This is a genomic window from Thauera sp. SWB20 (genome assembly GCF_000831325.1).
Classification (GTDB): Bacteria; Pseudomonadota; Gammaproteobacteria; order Burkholderiales; family Rhodocyclaceae; genus Thauera; species Thauera aminoaromatica.
This window is the reverse complement of sequence record NZ_JTDM01000013.1, coordinates 93,046-112,872: the sequence shown is the minus strand read 5'-3', so window position 1 is coordinate 112,872 and position 19,827 is coordinate 93,046. Positions and strand designations below refer to the sequence as shown.

At 64.3% G+C, this 19,827-nt stretch carries 16 protein-coding genes; 13 read left to right on the top strand and 3 right to left on the bottom strand.

What is annotated here, in order from left to right; all coding sequences use genetic code 11:
• Positions 1-2: 2 nt before the first annotated feature.
• Positions 3-608 carry a cytochrome c oxidase subunit 3 family protein gene (locus tag PO78_RS04450; RefSeq protein WP_043742329.1) on the bottom strand — a complete coding sequence of 202 codons (606 nt, stop codon included), beginning with the start codon at positions 606-608 and terminating at the stop codon, positions 3-5.
• Between the two features lie 199 nt (positions 609-807).
• Here PO78_RS04450 and ccoG point away from each other — a divergent pair, with 199 nt between their 5' ends.
• Genes ccoG through PO78_RS04415 form a run of 7 tightly spaced genes read left to right on the top strand, consistent with a single transcriptional unit; the run spans position 808 to position 9,001 of the window.
• Entirely contained in the window at positions 808-2,205 is a 1,398-nt protein-coding gene (ccoG, locus tag PO78_RS04445; RefSeq protein WP_043742327.1) for a cytochrome c oxidase accessory protein CcoG, read from the top strand.
• A 17-nt stretch (positions 2,206-2,222) separates the two neighbouring features.
• On the top strand, positions 2,223-3,893 hold the full coding sequence (locus PO78_RS04440; protein ID WP_043742324.1) for a nitrite/sulfite reductase: 1,671 nt from the start codon (positions 2,223-2,225) through the stop codon (positions 3,891-3,893).
• A complete protein-coding gene (locus PO78_RS04435; RefSeq protein ID WP_043742319.1) occupies positions 3,877-4,428 on the top strand; it encodes a DUF934 domain-containing protein in 552 nt (183 codons plus the stop codon). The genes PO78_RS04440 and PO78_RS04435 overlap by 17 nt, the downstream gene beginning before the upstream one ends.
• Positions 4,429-4,449: 21 nt before the next feature.
• Complete coding sequence (locus PO78_RS04430) at positions 4,450-5,463, top strand: DMT family transporter (RefSeq protein ID WP_082047691.1); 1,014 nt, start codon at positions 4,450-4,452, stop codon at positions 5,461-5,463.
• On the top strand, positions 5,460-6,587 hold the full coding sequence (serC, locus tag PO78_RS04425) for a 3-phosphoserine/phosphohydroxythreonine transaminase (protein ID WP_231570615.1): 1,128 nt from the start codon (positions 5,460-5,462) through the stop codon (positions 6,585-6,587). The genes PO78_RS04430 and serC overlap by 4 nt, the downstream gene beginning before the upstream one ends.
• A gap of 34 nt (positions 6,588-6,621) precedes the next feature.
• Positions 6,622-7,749: a histidinol-phosphate transaminase gene (gene hisC / locus PO78_RS04420; protein ID WP_043742312.1), complete on the top strand. Its 1,128-nt coding sequence runs from the start codon at positions 6,622-6,624 to the stop codon at positions 7,747-7,749.
• Positions 7,736-9,001, top strand: coding sequence for an acetylornithine/succinyldiaminopimelate transaminase (locus tag PO78_RS04415; protein ID WP_052484359.1), 1,266 nt, complete (start codon positions 7,736-7,738; stop codon positions 8,999-9,001). Before hisC ends, PO78_RS04415 begins: the two co-directional genes overlap by 14 nt.
• Positions 9,002-9,143: 142 nt before the next feature.
• Here PO78_RS04415 and tnpB read toward each other — a convergent pair whose 3' ends face one another.
• The gene (tnpB, locus tag PO78_RS04410; protein WP_443080468.1) at positions 9,144-9,380 is read right to left on the bottom strand and encodes an IS66 family insertion sequence element accessory protein TnpB; all 237 of its coding nucleotides are present in this window, start codon (positions 9,378-9,380) and stop codon (positions 9,144-9,146) included.
• 53 nt (positions 9,381-9,433) lie between these two features.
• Positions 9,434-9,814 (bottom strand): transposase, encoded by a 381-nt coding sequence (locus tag PO78_RS04405; protein WP_043742309.1) that lies wholly within the window; start codon positions 9,812-9,814, stop codon positions 9,434-9,436.
• 287 nt (positions 9,815-10,101) lie between these two features.
• Between PO78_RS04405 and PO78_RS04400 the strand changes: the two genes are divergently transcribed.
• From PO78_RS04400 to narI, 6 genes are all read left to right on the top strand, one after another.
• Positions 10,102-11,364 carry an MFS transporter gene (locus PO78_RS04400; RefSeq protein ID WP_043742306.1) on the top strand — a complete coding sequence of 421 codons (1,263 nt, stop codon included), beginning with the start codon at positions 10,102-10,104 and terminating at the stop codon, positions 11,362-11,364.
• Between the two features lie 27 nt (positions 11,365-11,391).
• Positions 11,392-13,047, top strand: coding sequence for an MFS transporter (locus PO78_RS04395; protein WP_043742303.1), 1,656 nt, complete (start codon positions 11,392-11,394; stop codon positions 13,045-13,047).
• 63 nt (positions 13,048-13,110) lie between these two features.
• Positions 13,111-16,878, top strand: coding sequence for a nitrate reductase subunit alpha (locus tag PO78_RS04390; RefSeq protein WP_043742301.1), 3,768 nt, complete (start codon positions 13,111-13,113; stop codon positions 16,876-16,878).
• 14 nt (positions 16,879-16,892) lie between these two features.
• On the top strand, positions 16,893-18,416 hold the full coding sequence (gene narH, locus PO78_RS04385) for a nitrate reductase subunit beta (RefSeq protein ID WP_043742298.1): 1,524 nt from the start codon (positions 16,893-16,895) through the stop codon (positions 18,414-18,416).
• A gap of 16 nt (positions 18,417-18,432) precedes the next feature.
• The gene (gene narJ, locus PO78_RS04380) at positions 18,433-19,104 is read left to right on the top strand and encodes a nitrate reductase molybdenum cofactor assembly chaperone (RefSeq protein ID WP_052484363.1); all 672 of its coding nucleotides are present in this window, start codon (positions 18,433-18,435) and stop codon (positions 19,102-19,104) included.
• Positions 19,101-19,823, top strand: a complete 723-nt coding sequence (narI, locus tag PO78_RS04375; RefSeq protein ID WP_043742292.1) for a respiratory nitrate reductase subunit gamma — start codon at positions 19,101-19,103, stop codon at positions 19,821-19,823. The genes narJ and narI overlap by 4 nt, the downstream gene beginning before the upstream one ends.
• The last annotated feature ends 4 nt before the right edge of the window (positions 19,824-19,827 follow it).

The following is a 19,827-nucleotide window of genomic DNA, read 5'->3' as shown; positions in this document are numbered from 1 at the left end:
GATCAGGCCAGGACGTAGAAGAAGGGAAAGATGACGAGCCAGATGATGTCGGTCGCGTGCCAATAGCTTGCGAGCGCTTCCAGGCCGCTGTGCTCTTCGGCGGTATAGATCCCGAACGTGTGGCGTGTCAGGACCCAGAGGATGCCGAGGATGCCCCAGAAGGCATGCACCATGTGGGTGAAGGTCAGGTAGTAATAGACGGTGAAGAAGATCCCCGATTCCCCGTCGATGCCGTGGGCGAAGTTCCACTGGATCTCCAGGTACTTCGCCACCGGATAGCCCAGCGCCGCGACCAGCCCCGCGATCAGCCACGCCATCGATTGGCGCCTGCGCCCGGCGCGCAGACTGGTGACCGAACATGCGATGAAGAAGCTGCTCGTCACCATCAGCAGGGTGATGATCACCCCTGCCGTCTGCGACAGCCGCTCCGCCCCGGCGTGAAAGGCCTCCGGAAAGTGCGCACGCGCGACGAAGTACACGATGAACAGCAGCATGAATTCGACGAACTCGCAGCAGATCCCGACCCAGATGCCTTTGTTGCCCGGCACACGGCTGGTACCGGGAGATGCGTCACCTGCCATGGGCAGGCTCATGGTGCTGGCGATCATGGTGTTTCCCTCCTGATTCGATGTCGTCATTGTGAGCGTCCGAAAACGGGAGGGCAGATACAGCCGGGCGGATTGTCGTCCGGTACAGCGCGACCGTCGCATTCAATCTGCACCTGATCTAAATCGTACAATCTGAATCTGCCTCCATCACACCCGTGATGATGTACTTCTGGCCATCTTCAGAGCCGGAGTACGCAACATGCCCCCCCCCGTCAGCAAGGCGCGCGAAGCCCGGCTGGAGTTTTATCGCAAGAAGGGAACGATCCACGCCAAGGCGGTGCAGGGGCGCTACAACAGCCTCCGCTGGGCGATGGTGTGGCTCACGCAGATCGTCTTCTATGGCGCGTGCTGGCTTCCGTGGACAACCGAGACCGGTACGCGGCAGGCGATCCTGTTCGACATCACCCACGAAAGGCTCTACCTCTTCGATCTGGTGCTGTGGCCGCAGGATGCGCTGCTGCTCGCCTTCGTTCTGATCCTGGCGGCGACCGCGCTGTTCTTCGTCACCGCGCTCGCCGGGCGTCTGTTCTGCGGCTTCGCCTGTCCGCAGACGGTCTATACGTCGATCTTCACCTGGATCGAGTCCAAGGTCGAAGGCGACCATCTCGCGCGCTTGAAGCTGGACCAGAGTCCGATGTCGGCGCGCAAGCTCGCGATCAAATCGGTCAAGCACGGCATCTGGGCGCTGGTGGCGGCGTGGACCGCGATCACCTTCGTCGGCTACTTCACCCCGATCCGCGAGCTGCTGCCGACGATCGCCGCCTTCCAGACCGGCCCGTGGGAGGCGTTCTGGCTGCTCTTCTACGCCACCTTCACCTACGTGCAGGCGGGGCTGGCGCGCGAGGCGGTGTGCCAGCACATGTGCCCCTACTCGCGCTTCCAGGGCGTGATGTCCGACCCGACGACGGCCACCGTCAGCTACGACCGCCAGCGTGGCGAGCCACGCGGTGCCTTGCGCCAGGCGAAGCAGACGGGTGATTGCATCGACTGCGGCATCTGCGTGCAGGTGTGCCCGACCGGCATCGACATCCGCGACGGGCTGCAATACCAGTGCATCAACTGTGGCCTGTGCGTGGACGGCTGCGACGAGGTCATGGACAGGATCGGCGCGCCGCGCGGGCTGATCCGCTTCGTGAGCGAGAACGAACTCGCCGGCAAGCCCAGGTCGAAGGGCGTTCGCCTGCGGCCACGGGTGCTCTCCTACGTCGGCCTGCTGCTCGTGTTCATGACCCTGACCGGGTGGACGCTGAGCGAACGCGTGCTGCTGCGCGTCGAGGTGCTCCGCGATCGCGGCGCCCTGCTGCGCGAAACCCCGGAAGGCCGCATCGCGAATGCCTACACCCTGAAGCTGATCAACATGGAAGAGGCGCATCGCCGTTTCCGGATCGGCGTGAGCGGCCTGCCGGGCCTTCGGATCGACGGTCCGACCGAGTTCACCGCCGCGCCCGGCAGCATCCATACGGTCTCGCTCACGGTGTCGTCCCCGACCGCGGACGGGCTCTCGGGCGCGCAGCCGATCGCGTTCGAGACGGTGGCGCTGCACGACGAGGACATCGCCGTGCGCGAGAAGAGCACCTTCATCCTGCCCACCCCCTGAGCCCGCCGAGGAACCCCATGTACCGCTACAACGAAACCGACCAACGCCTCGTGGACGACCGGGTCCGGCAGTTCCGCGACCAGATGCAGCGCTATCTCGATGGCCGCCTGAGCGAAGACGATTTTCGTCCGCTGCGCCTGCAGAACGGGCTGTACGTGCAGCGTCATGCGCCCATGCTGCGGGTGGCGATCCCGTACGGCACGATGTCGAGCCGGCAGCTGCGCACCCTGGCCCACATCGCGCGCACCTGGGACCGCGGCTACGGGCACTTCACGACCCGCAGCAACATCCAGTTCAACTGGGTGCGGCTTGCCGACGTACCCGACATCCTCGCCCTGCTCGCCACCGTACAGATGCATGCGATCCAGACCTCCGGCAACTGCATCCGCAACATCACGACCGATCAGTTCGCCGGGGTTGCCCAAGACGAAGTCCTGGATCCGCGGCCCTACTGCGAGATCGTCCGTCAGTGGTCGGCGCTGGCGCCCGAGTTCCTGTTCCTGCCGCGCAAGTTCAAGATCGCCATCGTCGGCGGTGCGGAAGACCGCGCCGCGGTGCGCTTCCATGACATCGGCGCGCGGGCGCGGCGCAACGAACAAGGCGAGCCGGGCTTCGAAGTCTTCGTCGGCGGCGGCCTCGGGCGCACGCCGATGGTGGGGCACTGCATCAAGTCCTTCCTGCCGCGCGCCGAGTTGCTGAACTACTTCGAGGCCATCCTGCGGGTCTATAACCGCCATGGACGGCGCGACAACAAGTACAAGGCGCGCATCAAGATCCTGGTCAAGGACCTGACGCTGGGAGGCTTCGCCCGCGAGGTGGACGCGGAGTGGAGCCATGCACGCGGTGGCGGCAACCTGCTCGCGGAGGCGGCCTGCGAACGGATGGAAGCCTACTTCGCGCCACCCGAGTATGCGGATGTCCGGGTGGACGACCCGGTCTTCGTTGTCGCGCGCGCAGCGAGCCGCCCGTTCGCGCGCTGGGTCGAGCGCAACGTAGCTGCGCACCGCCATCCGGGTTACGGCATCGTGACCCTGTCGCTGAAGAAGACCGGCGTGCCGCCCGGCGACGCGACGGCCGACCAGATGGACCTGATCGCCGATCTGGCCGACCGCTTCAGCGGCGGCGAGATCCGGGTCAGCCACGAGCAGAACCTGATCCTGCCCAACGTCGCCCGGCGCGACCTGCATGCCCTGTGGGAGCTCGCCCGTGCGTGCGGGCTCGCGACGCCGAACATCGGGCTGCTGACCGACGTCGTCTGTTGTCCGGGCGGTGATTTCTGTTCGCTGGCGAATGCGAAATCGTTGCCGGTGGCGGCAGCGATCCAGCAGCGCTTCGACGATCTGGATTACCTGTTCGACCTGGGGCCGGTGGAGTTGAACATCTCCGGATGCGTCAATGCCTGCGGCCATCACCACATCGGCCACATCGGCATTCTCGGCGTCGATAAGAACAACGAGGAGTGGTACCAGGTGACCCTCGGCGGCAGTGAAGGCAATCGTGCCCGGCTCGGCCGGGTCATCGGCCCCTCGTTTGCTGCGAGCGAGATTCCGGAGGTCATCGCCAGACTCCTGCACACCTATGTCGGCGAGCGGCACGACGGCGAAGGCTTCATCGACACCGTCGAGCGCATCGGACTCGATCCCTTCAAGGCCGCCGTCTATGGAGAACGTCATGAAGCCGCTCATTAGGGATGGTCGCATCGTCGATGACGACTGGGTCGTGCTGGACGGGGACGACGGACAAGCGCCCGATCTGGCGCCGTCGGGGGCCAGGCAGATCGTGCCGATCGCCCTCTACCGGGCGCACGCCGATGCGCTGCGTCACCTGGGACACCGCATCGGTATCGCACTCGGCCCGGAAGATGATCCCGAGGTAGTGCTGCCCTACATGGCGCACGTCAGCCTCATTGCGATCCGCTTCCCGAACTTCACCGATGGCCGCGGCTACTCGACCGCGCGCCTGCTCAGAAGCCGCTTCGGCTATGCGGGTGAACTGCGCGCCATCGGCGATGTGCTGCGCGACCAGTTGTATTTCTTGCACCGCTGCGGGTTCGATGCGTTCGCGCTGCGGCCGGATCAGGACCCCGACGATGCGCTGGGCGCGTTCGGCGACTACACCTGGCGCCCGGTTTTCGGCGCCGCGGCGGCGGCGCAGCCCGGATCACCGCGCGAGGACGGCGGGGAACCGCCGCGCGCCGCGTCCGTGCCGGACGCGCTGCCATGACGCCGCACGCCGGAGACTGAAATGACCGAGCACGCCACCGGACTGCCGGACACCGCCAAGGGGCTGCTGGCGGCACTGGTCGTCGTCATCTGCTGGTCGGGGTTCAACATCGTGTCCCGCTTCGGCAGCACGGCGAGCTTCACGCCCTTCGACCTCGCCGCGCTGCGCTATGGCGTATCGGGCGCGCTGACCCTGCCCTTCTTCCTGAAATACGTCCCGCTGCGCGAATGGCCGCGCCATGCGGCGCTCGCCCTGTTCGGCGGGCTCGGCTACGGTCTGTTCGTCTATTCCGGCTTCGCCTTCGCCCCGGCCGCGCATGCGGGCGTGTTCGTCAATGGCGGCATTCCGTTCTGGACGGTGATCATGGTCGCCGCGCTCGCGGGCTTCCACATCGCGCGCCAGACCGTGCTCGCGCTGGTCCTGTCGAGCGCCGGCCTGGTCCTGATCGGCTTCCAGAGCCTGTTCACCGCCGCCGCGCCGGGGACCTGGATCGGGGATGCGCTCTTCCTCGCCGCAGCCCTGTGCTGGGCGCTGTTCGGTCTGCTGATGCGCCATTGGCGGATCCGGCCCCAGCACGGCATCCTCGGCATCGCCAGCTTCTCGCTGGTGCTGTACATGCCGATCTATCTGCTGTGGCTGCCGGGCGACATCGCGCAGGCGGGCTGGGGGGAGATCGGACTGCAGGCGGTCTACCAGGGCATCGTCGCCGCGTTGCTCGCCGCCGGCATGTACAGCTACGCCAACCAGAAGATCGGCGCCTGCCAGGCGTCGATGATGCTCGCCCTCGTGCCCGCCTTCACCGCCGCCGGCGGCGTCCTGATCCTCGGCGAGACACTGGGACTCACGACGATGCTCGGCATCGTGGTCGTGTCGCTGGGCGCCGTGCTCGGCGCGCTGCCGTCCGGCACCCTCGCACGCCTGCGTCCCTTCCGCGGCGGCCGGGCACGCGAGGGCGCCCCCTCCTCCGCCGGCACGGCGCCGTGCCTGCCCGACGACCGGGCGGCGGGCGCCGACACACAGTCGTGCGGCAAATGACGACGATGATTTCTTCGACCGAGGAGCACGACATGGGCTCGAACGAGCGTGCATTCAACTTCAGCGCCGGCCCGGGGGCCTTGCCCGAGGAAGTGTTGCGCCAGGCGCGCGACGAACTCCTGAACCGGGGCGGCTGCGGGGTATCGGTCGCCGAGATGAGCCACCGCGGCGAACACTTCATCGCGATCGCGGAACAGGCCGAGCGCGACCTGCGGGACCTGCTGGCGATCCCCGCCGACCATGCAGTCCTCTTCCTGCAGGGCGGCGGCTCGCAGCAGTTCGCCCAGGTGCCGCTCAACCTGCTGCCGGAAGGCGGGTGCGCGGACTACATCGACACCGGCTTCTGGTCGGTTCGGGCCATCGAGGAGGCGCGCCGGTATGGGCGGATCAACATCGCCGCAAGTTCGCACGATGACGGCTATCGCCATATTCCGCGCCAGGCCCGCTGGCGGCTGTCGGCATCGTCAGCGTATGTGCATTACACCGCCAACGAGACCATCGACGGTCTGGAGTTCGACTGGATTCCCGAGGTGGGCGACACGCCGCTGGTCGCCGACTTCTCGGCGAACATCCTGTCGCGCCCGCTCGACGTCTCGCGTTTCGCCCTGATCTACGCCGGCGCGCAGAAGAATATCGGCCCCAGCGGGCTGGCCGTCGTCATCGTGCGCAAGGATCTGCTGGGGCGCGCCCGTCGATGCTGTCCGACGATGCTGGACTACCGGATCGCGGCGGGGCACGGCTCGATGTACAACACGCCGCCGACCTTCGCCTGGTACCTGGCGGGCCTGATTTTCCGCTGGCTGAAGGCGCAAGGCGGACTGACGGCGATCGCCGAGATCAATCGGCGCAAGCAGAAGCGCCTGTACGACACGATCGATGCCAGCGGGCTGTACGTGAATCGGGTCGAAGCGAAGGATCGCTCGTGGATGAACGTCCCCTTCCGCCTCGTCGACGACCGTCTGGACGAGGCCTTCCTCGCCGGCGCCGAGGTGCGCGGTCTGCTCTACCTGAAAGGCCACCGCGCGACCGGCGGCATGCGCGCTTCGCTCTACAACGCCGTCAGCGAGGCGGCGGTCGATGCGCTGGTCGCCTACATGACCGAATTCGAACGGGAACGGGGCTGATCGCATGCGCCCCACGGACAATGGAGGACAACCGATGAGCGATCACATTCATACGCTGGCCCTGCCGCGGATACGGGCGCTGTCGCCTTACGTGCCCGGCAAGCCGGTCGACGAACTCGCGCGCGAGCTCGGGCTCGACCCGGCCGACATCGTCAAGCTGGCCAGCAACGAGAACCCGATGGGGCCGAATCCGCGGGTCCTCGAGGCGATCCGGAGCGCCGCCCGGCACCTGACCCGCTACCCGGACGGCAACGGCTTCGCGCTCAAGGCCAGACTTGGCGAGCGCTTCGGCATCGATGCGGCGCAGATCACCCTGGGCAACGGGTCCAACGACATCATCGTGATGGTGGCGGACGCCTTCCTCGCCGAGGGGCGCAACGCTGTGTTCAGCCAGTACGGCTTCGCCGCCTATCCGCTGGCGACCCAGGCGTCGGGCGCCGAATGCCGCGAGGTCGCCGCCAGGGCGTGGGGCAACGATCTGGAAGGCATGCTGGCGGCCATCGACGGCGATACCCGGGTGTTGTTCATCGCGAATCCGAACAACCCGACCGGCACCTGGGTCGACCGCCCGAACCTGGAGCGATTTCTCGCCTGCGTGCCGCGCCACGTGCTGGTCGTCCTCGACGAGGCCTATCTCGAATATGCGGACGATGCCGACCTGCCCGACGGCCTCGACCATGTCGCCCGCCACCCCAACCTGCTGGTGTCGCGCAGCCTGTGCAAGGCCTACGGCTTGGCGGGGTTGCGCGTCGGATACGCGGTGTCGTCCCCCGCGGTGGCCGACCTGCTCAACCGCGTCCGGCAACCCTTCAACGTCAACAGCCTGGCGCTCGCGGGCGCCTGCGCGGCGCTGGACGACGATGCCTATCTGGAGGCCGGCCGCCGGGTGAATCGACTCGGTCTGGCCCAGTTGCAGGCGGGGCTGGACGAACTCGGGCTGTGCTGGATCCCGACGCGGGCGAATTTCGTCACCGTCGACCTGGGGATGCCGGCCCAGCCGGTCTACCAGTCCCTGCTGCGCCAGGGCGTGATCGTCCGCCCCCTGGACGGCTACGGGCTGCCCTGCCACCTGCGGATCTCGGTGGGGCTCGAACACGAGAACCGCCGCTTCCTCGACGCCCTCGCGACCGCCATCAAGGAGGCTGCCCATGTCGCACACTGAATCCGTCGGGCGTACCGACTTCGACCGCCTGATGATCCCCTGCTACGCGCCGGACGGTTTCATCCCGGTACGCGGTGAGGGCTCGCGCGTTTGGGATCAGCACGGACGCGAGCTGATCGACTTCGCCGGCGGCATCGCCGTCAATGCGCTCGGACACGCGCATCCGTCCCTGGTGCGGGCCCTGGTCGAGCAGGCCGGCAAGCTGTGGCACGTCTCGAACCTGTATACCAACGAGCCGGCCTTGCGCCTGGCATCGAAACTGGTCGCGGCGACGTTCGCCGAGCGTGTGTTCTTCGCCAACTCCGGCGCCGAGGCGAACGAGGCCGCGTTCAAGCTGGCGCGGCGCCATGGCCTCGAGACGGCGGGCGCGCACAAGCACGAGATCGTCGCCGCCCTCGACAGCTTTCACGGCCGCACGCTGTTTACCGTCAGCGTCGCCGGCCAGCCGAAATACTCGGCTGGCTTCGGCCCGCCGATCGGCGGCATCCGCCACGTCCGCTTCAACGACATCGGCGCGCTGGAGGCGGCCGTTTCCGCCAATACCTGCGCGATCGTGCTCGAGCCGGTGCTGGGCGAGAGCGGCGTGCTGCCGGCCGAGCGCGCCTATCTCGAGCGGGCGCGCGAGCTGTGCGACGAGCATGGCGCGCTGCTGGTGTTCGACGAGGTCCAGACGGGCATGGGCCGCGTCGGTGAATTGTTCGCCTATCAGCGCTACGGCGTGACGCCGGACGTCCTGACCAGTGCCAAGGCGCTCGGTGGCGGCTTTCCCATTGCGGCGATGCTGACCCGCGCCGATCTGGCCGGCCATCTGGGGGTCGGCAGCCATGGCAGCACCTACGGCGGCAACCCACTCGCCTGTGCGGTCGCCGAGGCGGTGCTGGACATCATCGCCACCCCGGCCGTACTCGCCGGCGTCAGGGAGCGCCATGAGCGGTTCAGCACCGAGCTGCGGCGCATCGGTGCGCAGACCGGCCTGTTCGAGCAGGTGCGCGGGCTGGGCCTGCTGCTCGGCGGCGTCCTCGGCGAGGCCTGGAAGGGCCGCGCACGCGACGTCATGCGGACATGCGAAGAGGAAGGGTTGATGGTGCTCCAGGCCGGACCCGATGTGATCCGGCTGGCCCCCAGCCTGGTCATCGATGCTGCGGACATCGACGAAGGCATGCGCAGACTCGAGCGTGCCGCGCGCCGGCTGAGGGACGAAGCGGGCCGGGCCTGCGATCCCGACACCGTACTGATCACGGGAGTGGCCTGACACGGACGGCCTCGATGCGGTGCTGCTGGGGCGGATCCAGTCCGAATTGATGCCGGCATGGTCTCGCAGGCCAACCTCCAGGTGCTCGCCAAGGGCGGCGGCAAGTCCCTGAAGGCCATGCCGATGCGCCGTGGCGACTCGATCACCGAAGCAGTCCGAGCACCAGCGCGTCGAACTGCACCCGGGTGAGTACGACACCGCCTTGGCCCCCGGCCCATTGACACCGGCCCTGGTTCAAGCGCCGGCATGCCGGCCACACCCCGAAGCTGTCGTGGACCAGCACCTTCAAGCGCGTGCCGCGCCGATTACTGAAGAGGTAGGCGTGGTGGGGCTGTGCTTGGCCGAACACGCGCATCACCTGCGCGAGCAGCGTGTCCATGCCCGCGCGCATGTCCAAGGGCGCCACCGACAGCCACAGCGCCTCGATGCGGATCATGCGAGCCACTCGCGCAGCCATGCACCACAGGCGTCGGCGGCCTGGAGCGGCCATTCGAGCTTGACGCGGGCGTTGCCGCGTTGCGCTGCGACGCGGATCACCGACGCCTCGACTCCGGGGGCGACCTGTACCGCGACAAAGCCCGGCTCGGCCAACGCATTGAGTCCTACGCCGACCGGCGTGCGCCGGCTCGGCGGCACGATGCCGCGCTCGCGCATCCAGCGATGCACCTGGTTGGCGTTCAGGCCGTTGGCCAGGGCCACGCCAGCCACCGAGACACCCGGCTCACGATAGGCCGAGACCACCGACCGCTTGAATGCTTCGCTATGCGTGCGCCGACTCCGGCGCGGGATAACCACATCCATCGTGTCCACCATCGAAAACTAGTGGACACCATCTTCGATGGGCTACGGAACACCGCTCAGCGCCCGCTTACGGATCTATGCGGCATAGCTCGTATCTGTGCTTATAGAAAATCGACTTCGCTGCATCTGTTGTGTGGTCGATGCGGATGGTCCAATCCTCATCCATTGAAGCGAAGCCAGAAGAGGGATTTGCGACTCCGCAGATGACGGAACGCGATCCATGTGGGGTATGGGCTACAAGCTGTCTCCTTCTGCGTGCATCACATATTTCGAGTGCATGACGACCGGAATCGATCAGGATGGCTACTCGCAAGTTTCAGCAGATGTCCGTGCTCATCATGAGCACCACCGCATTCACCGTCTGTTTTGCCGTGTGGATGCTGTTCGCGGTGATCGGCATCCCGATCAAGGAAGTCCTCGCCCTCAACGAGACCCAGTTCGGCCTGCTGGCGGCCACGCCGGTCCTGACCGGCTCGCTGATCCGTCTGCCGCTCGGCATGCTCACCGACAAGTTCGGCGGCCGCATCGTCTTCTTCGTGCTGATGCTCTGCACCGTGCTGCCGATCTGGCTGATCGGTCACGCCACCGAATACTGGCAGTTCCTCGTCGCGGGCTTGTTCGTCGGCTTCGCGGGCGGCTCCTTCTCAGTGGGTATCGCCTACTGTGCGCGCTGGTTCGAGCGCCAAAACCAGGGCTTCGCGATGGGGGTGTTCGGTGCCGGCAACTCGGGCGCCGCGGTCACCAAGTTCGTCGCGCCCACGCTGGTGGTCATGTTCGGATGGCAGATGGTGCCGCAGGTCTATGCGGTGGCAATGCTGATCACCGCGGTCGCGTTCTGGTTCTTCACCTACGACGACCCCGAGCACCGGGTGCACTCCTCGGTGACCTTCCGCGACCAGCTGCGCGTACTCAAGGATCCGCGCGTGTGGAAGTACTGCCAGTACTACTCGATCGTGTTCGGCGGCTACGTCGGCCTGTCGCTGTGGCTCACCAAGTACTACGTCAACGAGTTCGGCATGGGCATCCAGGCGGCGGCGCTGCTCGCTGCCTGCTTCTCCCTGCCCGGCGGCGTGCTGCGCGCGGTGGGCGGCTGGCTGTCCGACCGCTACGGCGCGCACAAGGTCACCTGGTGGGTGATGTGGGCGTCGTGGATCTGCCTGTTCCTGCTCTCCTATCCGAACACCGACTTCACCGTGCAGACGGTCGAGGGGCCGCGCACCTTCAGCATCCACCTCAACGTGTGGGTGTTCACGATTCTGCTCTTCATCGTCGGCATCGCCTTCGCCTTCGGCAAGGCCTCGGTGTTCAAGTACATCTCCAACGAGTTCCCCAAGGAGATCGGCGCGGTCTCCGGCATCGTCGGCCTGGTGGGCGGCATGGGCGGCTTCCTGCTGCCGATCATGTTCGGCGCCCTGGTCGACCTCACCGGCGTGCGCTCGAGCGCCTTCATGCTGCTCTACGGCGTGACCTGGGTTTCCCTGATCTGGATGTACCTGACGGAAGTCCGTCGTGTCGACATGTTCGACGGTCACGACACCGCGGTCGACTCGTCCAAGGCCTGATTCGCAAGACAACGAGGGGTGGGTTTCATGCAAGCAAGCAATGTCGCGGCGCCGAGCCCGGCGATCACCAGCAGCGTCGACCTCGTCGATTGGCGCCCCGAGGACGAGGCCTTCTGGAAGGAGAAGGGCTCCCGGATCGCCAACCGCAACCTGTGGATCTCCATCCCCAGCCTGTTGTGCGGCTTCGCCGTGTGGCTGATGTGGGGGATCATCACGGTGCAGATGGCCAACGCGGGCTTCCCCTTCGCCCCCGACCAGCTCTTCTCGCTGGCAGCGATCGCCGGCCTGTCGGGCGCCACCACGCGCATCCCGGCCTCCTTCTTCATCCGCATCTGCGGCGGCCGCAACACGGTGTGGCTGACCACCGCGCTGCTGATGATCCCCGCCGTGGGCACCGGCATCGCGCTGCAGAGCCTCGACACGCCGCTGTGGGTGTTCCAGCTCATGGCGCTGCTGTCCGGTATCGGCGGCGGCAACTTCGCCTGCTCGATGGCCAACATCTCGACCTTCTTCCCGAAGCGCCTGCAGGGCACCGCGCTCGGCCTCAACGCCGGCCTGGGCAACTTCGGCGTGACCACCTCGCAGCTGCTGATCCCGGCGGTGATGACCATGGGCGTGTTCGGCGCGCTCGGCGGCGACGCGATCCCGCTGGTCAAGGATTCGGCCACGCTGATCGGCAAGATCGCCGCGGGCACGCCGACCTGGGTGCAGAACGCCGGCTTCGTCTGGCTGCTGCTGCTGGTGCCGCTCGCGGTCGTGGGCTGGTTCGGCATGAACAACCTGCTCACCGTGTCGCCGAACATCGGCTCCACCGCCGCGGCGCTGGGCAAGATCATCCTGTTCTACGGCATCGCCCTGGTGGTCTCGGCGATCGGCCTCTACCTCTACCTGCCGAGCGGCGTCGGCGTGCTCGCGGGCAGCGGGATGTGGATCATGCTGCCGCTGGTCATCCTCGGCACGCTCTACGGCATGAAGTTCGCCGCCAGCGGCGAGATGAAGACCAATCTCGACAAGCAGTTCGCGATCTTCCGCAACAAGCACACCTGGTCGATGACCGCGCTCTACGTGGTGACCTTCGGCTCCTTCATCGGCTTCTCGATGGCGCTGCCGCTGTCGATCACGGTGATCTTCGGCAACACCCACGTGCTCGATCCCGCCACCCAGGCCTGGGTGCATGCGAAGAACCCGAACGCACCGTCCGCGCTGATGTTCGCCTGGATCGGCCCCTTCGTCGGCGCGCTGATCCGACCGGTGGGCGGCTGGATCTCGGACAAGCTGGGCGGCTCGATCGTCACCCAGTGGATCTCGATCGTGCTCGTGATCGCCTCCGCGGTGACCGGCTACGTGATGTTCCTCGCCTACCACTCGGCGACGCCCGAAGAGTATTTCTTCGTGTTCATGGCGCTGTTCGTGCTGCTGTTCGCCGCCTCGGGCATCGGCAACGGCTCGACCTTCCGCACCGTCGGCTTCGTGTTCGACAAGGACGAGCGCGGCCCCGTGCTCGGCTGGACCTCGGCGGTGGCGGCCTACGGCTCCTTCATCGCTCCGGTGGTGATCGGCGGCCAGATCAAGGCCGGCACGCCCGAGTACGCGATGTACGGTTTCGCAGTGTTCTACGCCCTGTGCGTGGTCCTCAACTGGTGGTTCTACCTGCGCAAGGATGCTTACGTCAGGAACCCTTGAGGGGCAGACCCGAAGGGTTCTTGCATCCGATTGAACTAAATGTAACAAGTAAGGAGCGGCAACATGAGTCACTTCCTCGATCGACTGAAGTATTTCTCGAATCCCAAGGAAACATTCGCCAACAAGCACGGCCTTGTCACCGGGGAGGACCGCACTTGGGAAGATGCGTACCGTAACCGTTGGGCCCATGACAAGATTGTGCGTTCTACACACGGCGTTAACTGTACCGGTTCCTGCTCCTGGAAGATCTACGTCAAGGGCGGTCTGGTTACCTGGGAAACCCAACAGACCGACTATCCGCGCACCCGCCCAGACATGCCCAACCACGAGCCGAGGGGGTGCCCGCGTGGTGCGAGCTATAGCTGGTATCTGTATAGCGCGAACCGCGTCAAGTATCCGCTTGTGCGCGGTCGGCTGCTCGAGCTGTGGCGTAGCGCAAGGGCCGCTGCGCGCGACCCGGTGGAGGCGTGGGCTAGTATCGTCGAGATCGACGAGCACCGTCGTGCCTACCAACAGCGGCGTGGCTTGGGTGGCTTTGCCCGTTCGAACTGGGAGGAGGTCAATGAACTGATCGCTGCAGCCAATATCTACACGATCAAGAAATACGGGCCGGACCGAGTAGTCGGCTTCTCTCCGATTCCGGCGATGTCGATGGTCAGCTATGCCGCCGGTAGCCGATACCTGAATCTGATTGGCGGCGTTCCCCTTAGCTTTTACGACTGGTATTGCGACCTTCCGCCGTCCAGCCCGCAGGTCTGGGGCGAGCAGACCGACGTGCCCGAGTCGGCGGATTGGTACAACGCCAATTACATCATTGCATGGGGGTCGAACGTACCCCAAACCCGGACACCGGACGCCCACTTCTTGACCGAGGTTCGCTACAAGGGCACCAAGACGGTCGCGGTGACTCCGGATTATTCGGAAGTCGCCAAGCTCTGCGATCTCTGGCTTCACCCGAAGCAGGGTACCGATGCGGCGGTGGCCATGGCGATGTGTCATGTCATCCTGAAGGAGTACTACGTCGAAAAGCGCAGTGCCTACTTCGACGACTATGTGCGCCGCTACACCGACATGCCGCTACTCGTGACCCTGCGCAAGCAGATTCTCGCGGACGGCAAGGAAGTCATGGTGCCGGACCGCTACCTCCGTGCCTCTGACTTCGCGGACAAGCTGGGTGCAAGCAACAACCCCGAGTGGAAAACCGTCGCCTTCGACGACAAGGGCGAGATCGTCCTGCCCAACGGCTCGATCGGCTTCCGCTGGGGAAAGCCTGACCGTGACGACGCCGGCAGGTGGAATCTGGAGACGAAGGACGCGCGTAACGGTGGCGATGCAAAGCTGCGCCTTTCGCTGCTCGAAGACGGCGGAAAGCCCGAGATTGCCGCGGTGGGATTCCCCTACTTCGGGGGGGTCGAGAACGAGCACTTCGCCAACAATCCACTGAAGGATGTATTGGTCAATGCAGTCCCGGTCAAGCGCCTGCAAACCGAAGAGGGTGAGGCGCTGGTCGCGACGGTCTTCGATCTGCTCTTGGCCCAGCACGGGGTCGCACGCGGTCTCGAGGGCGAGCAAGCTGCGCGCAGCTACGATGACAACACTGCCTATACACCCGCCTGGCAGGAGCGCATCACGGGCGTTCCCCGTGGCAACGTCATCGCGGTTGCGCGTCAGTTCGCCGACACCGCCGATAAGACGCAGGGCCGGTCGATGGTGATCATCGGGTCCGGCTTGAACCACTGGTTCCACAGTGACATGAGCTACCGCGGCATCATCAACATGACGATGCTATGCGGCTGCATCGGCAAGAGCGGTGGCGGTTGGGCTCACTACGTAGGGCAGGAAAAGCTGCGCCCGCAGATTGGTTGGACCGTCCTTGCCTTTGCCCTCGACTGGATCCGCCCGCCGCGCCAGCAAAATGCCACCAGTTTCTTCTATGCGCATACCGACCAGTGGCGCTATGAGCGACTCGGTGTAGACGAGGTGCTGTCGCCGCTAGCCGATCGTGGTGAGTGGGGCGGGAGCATGATCGACTACAACGTTCGTGCCGAGCGCATGGGCTGGCTACCGTCGGCGCCGCAACTCGAGATCAACCCCTTGCAGATCGTGCGCGACGCCCAAGTGGCGGGCATGGAGCCGAAGGACTACGCGGTTCGGGGGCTCAAGGATGGTTCTCTGAAGATGAGTTGCACCGATCCGGACAACCCAGCCAACTGGCCGCGCAACATGTTCGTCTGGCGCTCCAACCTGCTCGGATCGAGCGGCAAGGGGCATGAGTATTTCGTCAAGCACCTGCTCGGCACTACTCATGGTGTGCTGGGCAAGGATCTGGGCAGGAACGAGGCCAAGCCGACGGAAGTCGTCTGGCATGAGACGGCGCCTGAGGGAAAGCTCGATCTGCTGGTCACACTCGACTTCCGCCTCAGCACGACTTGCCTGTATTCCGACATCGTGCTGCCTACGGCGACGTGGTATGAGAAGAACGATATCAACACCAGCGACATGCACCCGTTCATCCATCCATTGTCCGCTGCGGTGGAGCCGGCCTGGCAATCGAAGAGTGACTGGGACATCTACAAGGGACTGGCGAAGGCCTTCAGTGCGATCGTGCCGGGCCACCTCGGTGTGGAAAAGGACCTTGTTCTGACGCCTCTGATGCACGATACGCCGGCAGAGCTTGCACAGGCGACCGGTGTCAAGGAGTGGGCCAAGGGCGAATGTGAATTGATCCCGGGCGTCACCGCTCCCGCCATTACCGTAGTCGAATACGACTACCCCAACTTGTACAAACGCTTCACGTCGCTTGGTCCGCTCATGGACAAGCTGGGTAACGGCGGCAAGGGTATCGCCTGGAACACCGAAGCCGAGGTCGAGCAACTCGGTGCACTCAACGGTCGGGTGAGCGAGGAAGGGGCAACCCAAGGGCGCCCGCGGATCGAAAGCGACATCGACGCCACCGAGGTGATCCTCATGCTCGCCCCCGAAACCAACGGGCATGTGGCCGTCAAGGCCTGGCAGGCGCTGGGCAGGGCCACCGGTCGGGAGCATGCACATCTGGCCCTTCCGCGCGAGGACGAGAAGATCCGCTACCGGGACATTCAGGCCCAGCCCCGCAAGATCATCAGCTCGCCAACTTGGAGCGGCCTCGAGAGCGAGCATGTGTCTTACAACTCCGGCTACACGAACGTGCATGAGTTGATCCCTTGGCGAACCCTGACCGGCCGCCAGCAGTTCTATCTCGATCATCCGTGGATGCACGCGTTCGGCGAGGCGTTGTGCTGCTATCGCCCGCCGGTGAACCTGAAGACGACGACGGATCTGCACAACAAGCGGCCGAACGGGAACACCGAGATCCTGCTCAACTTCATAACGCCGCATCAGAAGTGGGGCATACATTCAACATATACAGACAATCTGATCATGCTCACGCTGAGCCGCGGTGGACCGATTGTCTGGATCAGCGAGGAGGATGCCGGGCGGGCAGGCATCGAGGACAACGATTGGGTCGAGCTGTTCAATCTCAATGGTGCCATTGCCGCGCGGGCAGTCGTCAGCCAGCGGATCAAGACCGGGACGGTGTTCATGTACCACGCCCAGGAAAAAATCGTGAATACCCCTGGCGCGGAGACGACTGGTACGCGAGGAGGTATCCACAACTCGGTTACCCGCATAGTGCTCAAACCCACCCACATGATCGGGGGCTATGCGCAATTCTCCTACGGTTTCAACTACTACGGCACCGTCGGTACCAACCGTGACGAATTCGTCATCGTCCGCAAGATGGACAAGGTCGATTGGCTCGACGGCGAAGTGGCTGCTACTGAAAACGCTTAAGGACGCCTGCACAAATGAAGATTCGCGCTCAAATCGGCATGGTGCTCAACCTCGACAAGTGCATTGGTTGCCACACCTGCTCAGTAACCTGCAAGAACGTGTGGACCAGCCGAGCCGGCATGGAATACGCGTGGTTCAACAACGTCGAGAGCAAGCCCGGCATCGGTTATCCCAAGGAGTGGGAAAACCAGGACAAGTGGAACGGCGGCTGGCTGCGCAAGGCCGACGGTTCGATCGAGCCTCGACAGGGCGGCAAGTGGAAGATCCTGATGCGGATCTTCTCCAATCCGAACCTGCCCTCCATCGACGACTACTACGAGCCTTTCACCTTCGACTATGCACACCTGCAATCTGCGCCGGAGAGCAAGGCGGCTCCGGTCGCACGTCCCCGCAGTCTGATCACCGGCGAGCGTATGCAAAAGATCGAATGGGGCCCGAACTGGGAGGAGATTCTGGGCGGTGAGTTCAGCAAGCGCTCGAAGGACAAGAACTTCGACCATATCCAGAAGGAGATCTACGGCCAGTTCGAACACACCTTCATGATGTACCTGCCGCGCTTGTGCGAGCACTGCCTCAACCCCGCCTGTGTAGCGAGTTGCCCGTCGGGCTCGATCTACAAGCGCGAGGAAGACGGTATTGTATTGATCGACCAGGACAAGTGCCGCGGCTGGCGCATGTGCGTGTCCGCCTGCCCATATAAGAAAATCTACTACAACTGGAAGAGCGGCAAGGCCGAGAAGTGCATCTTTTGCTATCCGCGCATCGAAGCCGGTCAGCCCACGGTTTGCTCGGAAACATGCGTCGGTCGTATCCGCTACCTCGGAGTTTTGCTTTACGATGCAGACCGCATAGAGGAGGCCGCCAGCGTCCAGCATGATCGGGATCTGTATAGAGCACAGCTCGGCATTTTCCTCAATCCGGACGACCCGAAAGTGATCGAGCAGGCGCGTGCCGACGGCATCCCCGAGAGCTGGCTTGAGGCCGCGCGCAAAAGCCCGGTGTACAAGATGGCGGTGGACTGGAAGGTCGCACTTCCGCTGCACCCGGAGTACCGCACCCTGCCCATGGTGTGGTACGTGCCGCCGCTTTCGCCGATCACCGGTGCCGCCAACGCGGGACAGATCGGCATCAACGGCGAACTGCCCGACGTGAATCAATTGCGCATTCCAGTCAAATATCTCGCGAATCTGCTCACCGCGGGCGATACCGCACCGGTGGTCACCGCACTTGAGCGCATGCTTGCGATGCGCGCCTTTCAGCGTGCCCGGCATGTCGATCAACGCGAGGACCTTGCTCCACTCAAGCAGGTCGGGATGACGATGGCCGAGGCTGAGGAGATGTACCGGATCATGGCCATTGCCAACTACGAGGATCGCTTTGTGATCCCGAGCAGCCATCGTGAATATGCCGAGAACGCGTTCGATATGCGTGGAGGATGTGGCTTCAGCTTCGGTAACGGATGCTCGGATGGCGCGAGTGACATTAGCCTGTTCGGCGCGTCTAGGAAGCGAACCATTCCGATCAAGCTGGGGGTTTGAGATGCAAGAGCGGACCATGAAGGGAACCTTGCTTGTACTCGCCCGCCTACTCGATTACCCCGCGCCCGAGTTGCGTCGCAATATGCCCGAGCTGCACCGGGTCCTTCGACGTGAAAACGCCTTGAGTGCGTCTCGGCAAGCTGAGCTCGAAGTACTCATGGACGTGTTGCTGGAGATGGACACGATCAGTGCCGAAACAGCCTATGTTGACCTTTTCGATCGCGGGCGCCGAACGTCACTTCATCTTTTTGAGCATGTCCATGGCGATTCCAGGGAGCGAGGACCGGCAATGCTTGACCTCAGGCAGACTTACGAAGAAGCCGGCCTCGAGTTCATGAGCGGCGAACTGCCTGACTTTCTGCCTGCAGTGCTCGAGTTCGTGTCTTCCCAGCCTCGATGTGAGGCAAGCGCATTCCTCGGCGAGATCTCCCACATCGTGAACGCACTGTTCGTGGCGCTCATGGAACGTGGCAGTGCCTATGCGTATGTTATGGGGGCGCTGCTCGATCTTGCTGGTGAGGAGCCACGCCCCTTGGCGCTCGCACCTGAGCCCACCCTTGACGAGAGTTGGGCAGAGCCGGAGCCCTTCGCCGGCTGCTCGACGCACGGCCAGTCAGCGCCGGAACAGCCAGTGACTCTCCATTTCGTACCCAAGGGCACATCCATCAACTCTGGAGCCGAAAAATGAACTCCTTCCAGAATTTTCTCTTCGGTATCTATCCCTACATCTGCCTTACCGTGTTCCTTCTCGGTAGCCTGATCCGCTTTGACAGGGATCAGTACACTTGGAAAAGCGAATCCTCGCAACTCTTACGACCCGGTGAACTAAGGCTCGGTAGCAATTTGTTCCATGTTGGCATCCTGTTTCTTTTCTTTGGGCACCTCATTGGCATCCTGACGCCACATGCCGTATACGAGCCTTTCATCAGTGCAGGAACCAAACAGCTGCTCGCCATGGTAAGTGGCGGAGTCGCGGGGCTGGCCGGCATCTTCGGCTTGACGATCCTGCTGCGTCGGCGTCTGACCGATCCGCGCATCCGCAAGAACTCCAAAGCGAGTGACCTCGTCGTGCTGTGGATGCTGTGGGCACAGTTTGCGCTTGGCCTGGCCACGATTCCCTTGTCGGCGCAGCACCTTGACGGCAGCGTGATGATCAAGCTTGCCGAGTGGGGACAACATATTGTGACCTTTCGTAGTGGTGCAGCGGAATCGCTTGAAGGCGTGGGTTTCATCTTCAAGGCCCACCTGTTTATCGGCATGAGCATTTTCCTGTTATTCCCCTTCACGCGATTGGCTCACGTCTGGAGCGGCTTTGCCTCGCTTACCTATTTAGCGCGCCCGTTTCAACTGGTGCGTAGCCGCCGTCTGACCCTTCCGACCGGCCACAATGAGCCGGGTCGTTCTTGAGGGG